Source organism: Streptomyces sp. (assembly GCF_031178505.1).
In the GTDB taxonomy this organism is placed as follows: Bacteria; Actinomycetota; Actinomycetes; order Streptomycetales; family Streptomycetaceae; genus Streptomyces; species Streptomyces gulbargensis.
In genome coordinates this window covers 1-7,931 of the sequence record NZ_JAPSIW010000285.1, presented here as the reverse complement: position 1 = coordinate 7,931, position 7,931 = coordinate 1, and the positions used below count along the sequence as shown (strand labels likewise).

Here is a 7,931-nt window from a genome sequence, read left to right as displayed (position 1 = left end):
GGCGCCCGTCCAGGGGCCGGGCCAGGACCAGGGGCAGGAATACGGCGCGGTGCCTCCGCCGTACGGCGCCCAGGGGACCGGCGGGCACGCGCCCGCCCCGTACGGCACCCCGCACGAACCCTCGTATGGCACGCCGGCGTACGACCCCTCGCACGGCGGACCGGCGTACGGGACGCCGTACGACCCCGCGTACGGGACGGCGCCCTCCCCCGCGCCCGCCGGGCCGTCCGAGCGCTCGGTGCCCTTCCCGTCCGGCGCGCCCGAGGGAGGCCCTGACGCGGCCCCGTACGAGCCCGTGGAGGCTCCGCGGCCCCGGCGGGCCCGGCAGGACGAGACGACGCCCATGCCGGTCGTGGAGCCGCTTCCCGGGCCGGGCAGGGCGGAGCGCCGCCGTGCCGCCGCCAAGGGCGGCAGGGGCGCCCGCGGCAAGGGCCGCGGCGGTGCCCCGGTCACCCCGGCCGCTCCGCCGCCAGGGCCGGGCGACGGCCGCCCGCTCTCCCGGGTCGAGGCCCGCCGTGCGGCCCGTGAGGCCAAGGACAGCGTCGGTGTCATCGCCAGCCGGGCCGTCGGCGAACTCTTCATCACCCTCGGCGTGGTCATGCTGCTGTTCGTCACCTACCAGCTGTGGTGGACGAACGTCCTCGCCGGCCAGGAGACGAACCAGGCCAAGGAGCGCATCGAGGACACGTGGGCGAAGGGTGAGCGCACCCCCGGCGCCTTCGAGCCCGGCGAGGGCTTCGCCATCATGTACATCCCCAAGCTGGACGTCGTCGTCCCCATCGCCGAGGGCATCGACAAGCCCAAGGTCCTCGACAAGGGCATGGTCGGCCACTACGCCGAGGGCAGCCTCAAGACGGCCATGCCCTCCGACAAGCAGGGCAACTTCGCGGTCGCCGGCCACCGCAACACCCACGGCGAGCCGTTCCGGTACATCAACCAGCTGAAGCCGGGCGACCCGATCGTCGTCGAGACCCAGGACGCGTACTACACGTACGAGATGGCGAGCATCCTGCCGCAGACCGCGCCCTCCAACGTCGCGGTGATCGACCCGATCCCCAAGGGCTCGGGCTTCACGAAGCCCGGCCGCTACATCACCCTCACGACGTGCACCCCGGAGTTCACCAGCACCTACCGCATGATCGTGTGGGGCAAGATGGTCGAGGAACGCCCGCGCAGCAAGGGAAAGCCTGACGCGCTCGTAGGCTGAGACCCCACACCTCCGGACGGGACGACGGGACGACCTAGTGGCACGTGCGCGCAACCGGATCGCCGGCATCATCAGCGTTTTCGGCGAACTCCTGATCACAGCGGGCCTGGTGCTCGGACTGTTCGTCGTCTACTCCCTGTGGTGGACGAACGTCCTCGCCGACCGCGCCGCCGACCAGGACGGCGCGCAGGTCCGCGACCGGTGGGCGGGCGGCCCCGGCGCGCTCGACACGAAGGACGGCATCGGCTTCCTGCACGTGCCCGCCATGGGCGGCGACGAGATCCTGGTGAAGCAGGGCACGACCGGCGCCATCCTCAACAACGGTGTCGCCGGCTACTACACCGAGCCGATCAAGTCCGCCCTCCCGCAGGACAAGAAGGGCAACTTCACCCTGGCCGCGCACCGGGACGGGCACGGGGCGAAGTTCCACAACATCCACAAGCTCAGGACCGGGGACGCGATCGTCTTCGAGTCGAAGGACACCTGGTACGTCTACAAGGTCTACAACTCGCTGCCGCAGACGACGAAGTACAACGTGGACGTCCTCCAGCCCGTCCCGAAGGAGTCCGGCAAGACCAAGCCGGGCCGGTACATCACCCTGACGACCTGCACCCCGATGTACACCTCGGACTACCGCTACATCGTGTGGGGCGAGCTGGTCCGCACGGAGAAGGTCGACCGCGACCGCACGCCACCGGCCGAACTGCGCTGACCGCCCGGGCGGGCGGGAACGAGCAGAGCCCCGGCATCCGTGGTGGATGCCGGGGCTCTGCCCTTGTCACGCGGTCCGGGGGTCAGTCGAAGAGGCCGCCGCCGAAGCCGCCGCTGTCGTTGCCACCGTTCCCGTTGCCACCCCCGGGATTCCCGTTGCTGGGGTCACCGTTGCCGGGGTCACCGGTGCCGGGGTCGCCGTTGTTGTCGCCGCCGCCCCCACCGCCCATGGTGTAGACGATGACCGTCGTGCCGGGGTTGACCATCGAACCCGCCGGCGGGTTCGAGCCGACGACGATGGCGTCCTCCTTGTCGGAGCCCTGCTGCTGGACGACGAGGCCCATGCCCTGCAGCTGGTCCCGCACGTCCTTGAACTGCTTGGTCGCGATGTCGGCCGGGATCTGGACCTGCGTGATCTGCGGGCCCTTGGAGACGCGCAGCTTGACCTCGGAGCCCTGGGCCGCCGACTCGTTGCCGCCCGGGGTCTGCTCCAGGATCTCGTCCTTGGGCTTGTCGGAGTCCACGTACTCGGTGATGACCACGAAGCCCAGCGTCTTCAGCTGCTGCTCGGACGGGGCGAGCTGGTTGCCGACGACCGACGGAACGGTCGCCTGCTTCTGCGTGGCGACGGTGATCGTCACCTCGGAGTTCTGCTCGGCCTTGGTGCCACCGTCAGGGTTCTGGCGCAGAACGGTGCCGGGGTCCTCGTCGGACTCCTCCTCGACGACCTTGACCTTGAATCCCTTGCTCTTCAGGAGCTCCTCGGCGCTCTCGCGCGACTTCTCCTTGACGTCCGGGACCTCGGTCAGCGGGGCGCCCTCGGAGACGTACACCTGGATGGTGCCGTTGGTGTCCATCCTCCGGACGCCGTCGTGAGCCGGGTCCTGGCGGCAGATCGCGCCGGTGGGCTGGTCGCAGCGCTCCTTGCCCGCCTCCTGGATCCTGACCTGGGCGTTGTTCGCGAGCCGCTCGGCCACGTCGAACTTCTGGCCCACGAGCTGCGGGACCGGGACCTGCTGCGGGCCGTCCTTCTTCTCGAACAGGGAGGTACCGATGAAGATGGCGCCGACCAGCACGAGGATGCCCGCGAGGACCAGCAGGATCGTCGAGGTGTTCGACTTCTTCTGCCCGCCGCGTCGGCGGTCCGGACGGTCGTCGTATCCGCCGTAGCCGTCGTCCGCGCCGATCGGCGGCATCATCGACGTCTGCGCGCCCGCGTCGGCCTGGCGCAGGGCGGTGGTCGGCTGGTCCTCCGGCGGATAGCCGTAGCCCCCGCCGTACGCGGACGCGCCCGCCATGCCCATGGCGGCGGCCGCGGCGACCGGCTGACCGTCGAGGCAGGCCTCGATGTCCGCACGCATCTCGTCGGCGGACTGGTAGCGGTAGTCGGGGTCCTTGACCAGGGCCTTCAGGACGATGGCGTCCATCGAGGGCGTGATCTCGGGGTCGAAGTTGCTCGGCGGCTGCGGTTCCTCGCGCACGTGCTGGTACGCGACGGCGACCGGGGAATCGCCGATGAACGGCGGCCGGACGGTGAGCAGCTCGTAGAGCAGACAGCCGGTGGAGTACAGGTCGGAGCGGGCGTCGACCTGCTCGCCCTTGGCCTGCTCGGGGGAGAGGTACTGGGCGGTGCCGATCACCGCGGCGGTCTGCGTCATGGTCATGCCCGCGTCGCCCATGGCGCGCGCGATGCCGAAGTCCATGACCTTGACCTGGCCGGTGCGCGTCAGCATGACGTTCGCCGGCTTGATGTCGCGGTGGACGATGCCGGCGCGGTGCGAGTACTCCAGCGCCTGCAGGATGCCGACCGTCATCTCGAGGGTGCGCTCGGGCAGCAGCTTGCGCCCGGAGTGCAGCAGCTCGCGCAGGGTCGACCCGTCGACGTACTCCATGACGATGTACGGGATGGAGACCCCGTCGACGTAGTCCTCGCCGGTGTCGTAGACCGCGACGATCGCCGGATGGTTCAGCGAGGCGGCGGACTGGGCCTCTCGGCGGAACCGGGCCTGGAAGGACGGGTCACGGGCCAGGTCGGCCCGCAGCGTCTTCACGGCGACGGTGCGGCCGAGCCGGGTGTCCTGGGCGAGGTACACCTCGGCCATGCCACCGCGGCCGAGCACCGAGCCCAGCTCGTACCGGCCGCCGAGGCGACGCGGCTCATCCATAGCTAATCCAGCCCTCTCCGTCTGTCCCGACCGCACCCATGGGTGGTCCGGCGGTGTGTGCTGTTCGCGCATACGCTACCGGCCCCGGAAAGGCGTTCCGTCCGGGACCGGAACCTGATACAGGACCGGTACCTGATCCACGCCCCTGTCGAGGCGGTCTCCGTACCGGTCCCGTAGCGGGTCCGTACCTGGCTCAGCCCTGGCCCTTCAGGACCGCCTTCATCACGTCCCTGGCGATCGGGGCGGCCAGGCCGCCACCGCTGATGTCCTCGCGGGAGACACCGGACGCGTCCTCGACGATCACGGCGACGGCGACCGGGGAACCTTCGGCGGTCTTGGCGTACGAGATGAACCAGGCGTAGGGCCGCTTGGAGTTCTTCTCGCCGTGCTGGGCCGTACCCGTCTTGCCGCCGACCTTCACGCCGTCCATCTTCAGGTCGGCGCGGCCGCCGGTGCCCTCGGAGACGACGTTCTCCATCATCTGCTGGAGGAGCTGGGCGTTCTCCGGAGAGACGGGCCGGCTCATCTCCTCCGGTTCGTTCTTCTTGATGACGTCCAGGTTCGGGGCGCGCAGCTCGTCGATCATGTACGGCTTCATGAGCTTGCCGTCGTTGGCGATCGCGGCCGTGACCATGGCCATCTGGAGGGGGGTGGTCGCGGTGTTGAACTGGCCGATGGCCGCCTGGGCGTTACCGCCTCGCTCCGCCTTCTTGTCGAAGACGGAGGCCGCCGAGCGGACCGGGACGAACTGTTCGGCGTTGAAGCCGAACTTCTCCGCCATCTCGTTCATCTTCTCGACGCCGATCTCGTCACCGAGTTTGGCGAAGACCGAGTTGCAGGAGATCTCCAGCGCCCGGTTGAGGCTGGCGTTCGCACAGCCCTGGGCGTGGTTCTTCATGGGAATCGTGGAGAGCGGGATCTTCCAGCCCTCGGGGGTGTCCGTCGGCTTGTTGATGTCGGTGACGTTGCCGTTCTCCAGCGCGGCGGCGGCGGTCACGACCTTGAAGACGGAGCCGGGCGGGTAGATCTCGCGCAGCGCGCGGTTCTGCATCGGCTTGCTCTTGGACGAATTGAGCGCCACCCACGCCTTCTCGTCATTGCTACCGGCAATGGTGGAGGGGTCGTACGAGGGGGTGGAGGCGAGCGCGAGGATCTTGCCGGTCGACGGCTCGATCGCGACGACGGCCCCGGTCTTGTCACCCAGTCCCTCGAAGGCGGCCTTCTGCGCGGCGCCGCTGAGGGTCAGGACGACGTCACCACCCTTCTTCTTCTCGCCGGTGAACATGGCCAGCGTGCGGTCGAAGAAGAGCCGGTCGTCGTTGCCGGTGAGGATGCCGTCCTCGATCTTCTCGATGAAGTTGGCGTCGTACACCTGCGAGGCGTAGCCGGTGACCGGCGCCCACATGGGGCCGTTCACATAGGTCCGCTTGTACTTGTAGTAGTTGCCCCCGGAGTCGACGGAGCCGGTGATCGGCTTGCCATCGACGATGATGTTGCCGCGCTCGTTGGCGTACCGCTCGATGCGGACGCGCGTGTTGTTCGGGTGGGCGGTCAGTTCGTCCGCGCGGACGAACTGCAGCCAGTTGTCGCGCACGAGCAGGGCGAGGACGAGCAGGCCGCAGAAGATCGCGACCCGGCGCAGCGGCTTGTTCACGGACGGACCACCTGGGTCATCTCGGCGTCGGGGTTCGGTGCGGGGGAGGGCGCCGGACGGCGTGCGGTGTCACTGATCCGGATCAGGATGCCGATGAGCGCCCAGTTGGCGATCACGGACGAGCCGCCGTACGCGAGGAACGGCATCGTCATACCGGTGAGCGGGATGAGGCCCATCACACCGCCGGCGACGACGAAGATCTGCAGCGCGAAGGCGCCGGAGAGGCCCATCGCGAGCAGCTTGCCGAAGGGGTCCCGGGCGGCGAGGGCGGTACGGATGCCGCGCTCGATGATCAGGCCGTACAACAGCAGGAAGACCATGACACCGGTCAGGCCGAGTTCCTCACCGACGGTGGCGAAGATGAAGTCGGAGTTGGCGGCGAACTTGATCAGGTCCGAGTTGCCCTGGCCGAGGCCGGTACCGAGGATGCCGCCGGAACCGAAGGACATGAGCACCTGCGTCATCTGGTCACAGGCGTACGCCATGTTCGTGCCGGGAGGTGCGGTCTTCAGGCACTCGAAGGGGTCGAGCCAGGCGGCCACACGCGACTGCACGTGGCTGGCCGTGGAACCGACGACCACCGCTCCTGCGATGGCCATCAGCAGACCCATGACGATCCAGCTGGTCCGCTCGGTCGCGACGTACAGCATGATCACGAACATGCCGAAGAACAGCAGCGAGGTGCCGAGGTCGTTCTCGAAGACCAGGATGAGGAGGCTGACCGCCCAGATCGTGAGGATCGGTCCGAGGTCGCGGCCACGCGGCAGGTAGAGGCCCATGAAGCGGCGGCTGGCCAGGGCAAGCGCGTCGCGCTTCACCATGAGGTAGCCGGAGAAGAAGACCGCGAGGACCAGCTTGGCGAACTCACCCGGCTGGATCGAGAAGCCGCCGATGCGGATCCAGATCTTGGCGCCGAAGCTGTCGGTACCGAGGCCGGGGACCAGCGGCAGCAGGAGGAGGACGAGAGCGGCGGCCATGGAGATGTACGTGTAGCGCTGGAGGACCCGGTGGTCCTTCAGGATCAGCAGCACGCCCACGAACATGGCGATGCCGATCGCCGAGTACATCATCTGGTTCGGCGCGGACGGACTGAAGGCGCCGTACTGGAGTTTGGCGAGCTGGATCAGCCGCGGTGACTGGTCCAGACGCCAGATCAGCACCAGACCCAGACCGTTCAGCAGGATGGCCAGCGGCAGCAGCAGCGGGTCGGAGTACGGCGCCCACTTGCGCACCACCAGGTGGGCGACGCCCGCGAGGAGGGTGAGGCCGAGCCCGTACCCGAGCATGCCCGCGGGGACCTTGCCGTCGATGGCGAGGCCCACGTTCAGGTAGGCGAAGACCGGGATGGCGACGGCGAAGCCGAGGAGCGCCAGCTCGGTGTTCCGGCGGCTCGGTGCTTCGATCGCCCCGATGGTGGTCGTGTTGGTGACAACGCTCATGGTGGTGAAAGGCCCCCTACGGGTGCTTACTGCTTGCCGCAGTTCGAGGCCAGCTTCTGCTCCTCGGCGGTGAGGGTGGGACCCGGGGAGGGAGCGGCTGTGGTGGGCTTGGGTTCGGGCGTGGCGGTGCCTTCGGGGGTGGTGCCCTCGGTCGCCGGCGGCTTGCTCGCCCGGTCGGCGGCCTTCTCGGCGGCCTGGCGGCGCTGCTCGGCCTTCTTGCAGGCCGTCGCCTGGAGTGCCAGCTCGGCGATCTTCGTCTCGGCCTTGCCGAGGCCGCCGCCCGTGATCGTGTCCTCGACCTGCTTGCGCTGGTAGGCGGGGAGGTACTTGAGTTCGATCTCGGGGTGGTCCTTCTCCACCTCCGACAGCGAGACCCAGGCCAGGTCCTGGCTGATGCCCCGGTACAGCGCGACGTGCTGGTCCTTGGCGCCCACGTAGTACTGGGTCTGCGTCCAGCGCCAGCCGCCGTAGCCGCCGCCGCCGAGGACGGCGAGGGCGAGGACGAGGAGGAAGGAGCGCTTCAGCCAGGTGCGGCCGGTGCGCGGCTTCACGAAGTCGTCGTCGGTGTACGACTCGAAGGAGCCCTGCGGGGGCATGCTGCCGTAGCCGTGGTCGTCGCCGCTCCCGGGCGGGCCGAAGCCGCCGGCCGGCGGCTGGTGGTGCGGGGCGGGGCGGCCGAGCCCGGAGGCGCGGCCGGCCGGGGTCTGCATGGCGCCGCCGTCGCTCAGCTGCGCCTGGTTCTCGGCGACCGCGCC

The 7,931-nt window shown here is 69.3% G+C and carries 5 protein-coding genes and 1 pseudogene; 2 read left to right on the top strand and 4 right to left on the bottom strand.

What is annotated here, in order from left to right; genetic code table 11:
• Together RIF68_RS19330 and RIF68_RS19325 are read left to right on the top strand one after the other, a co-directional pair.
• A partial coding sequence (locus tag RIF68_RS19330; protein WP_309052531.1) for a class E sortase occupies positions 1–1,207 on the top strand: 1,207 nt, incomplete at its 5' end.
• A 37-nt stretch (positions 1,208–1,244) separates the two neighbouring features.
• A complete protein-coding gene (locus RIF68_RS19325) occupies positions 1,245–1,919 on the top strand; it encodes a class E sortase (RefSeq protein WP_309052530.1) in 675 nt (224 codons plus the stop codon).
• A gap of 82 nt (positions 1,920–2,001) precedes the next feature.
• Here RIF68_RS19325 and pknB read toward each other — a convergent pair whose 3' ends face one another.
• The 4 genes and pseudogenes from pknB to RIF68_RS19305 all read right to left on the bottom strand — a co-directional run.
• Positions 2,002–4,083 carry a Stk1 family PASTA domain-containing Ser/Thr kinase gene (pknB, locus tag RIF68_RS19320; protein WP_309052529.1) on the bottom strand — a complete coding sequence of 694 codons (2,082 nt, stop codon included), beginning with the start codon at positions 4,081–4,083 and terminating at the stop codon, positions 2,002–2,004.
• A 193-nt stretch (positions 4,084–4,276) separates the two neighbouring features.
• A complete protein-coding gene (locus RIF68_RS19315; protein ID WP_309052528.1) occupies positions 4,277–5,737 on the bottom strand; it encodes a penicillin-binding transpeptidase domain-containing protein in 1,461 nt (486 codons plus the stop codon).
• Positions 5,734–7,176: an FtsW/RodA/SpoVE family cell cycle protein gene (locus RIF68_RS19310; RefSeq protein ID WP_309052527.1), complete on the bottom strand. Its 1,443-nt coding sequence runs from the start codon at positions 7,174–7,176 to the stop codon at positions 5,734–5,736. Before RIF68_RS19310 ends, RIF68_RS19315 begins: the two co-directional genes overlap by 4 nt.
• Positions 7,177–7,202: 26 nt before the next feature.
• A pseudogene (locus RIF68_RS19305) lies at positions 7,203–7,931 on the bottom strand (protein phosphatase); the annotation flags it as partial.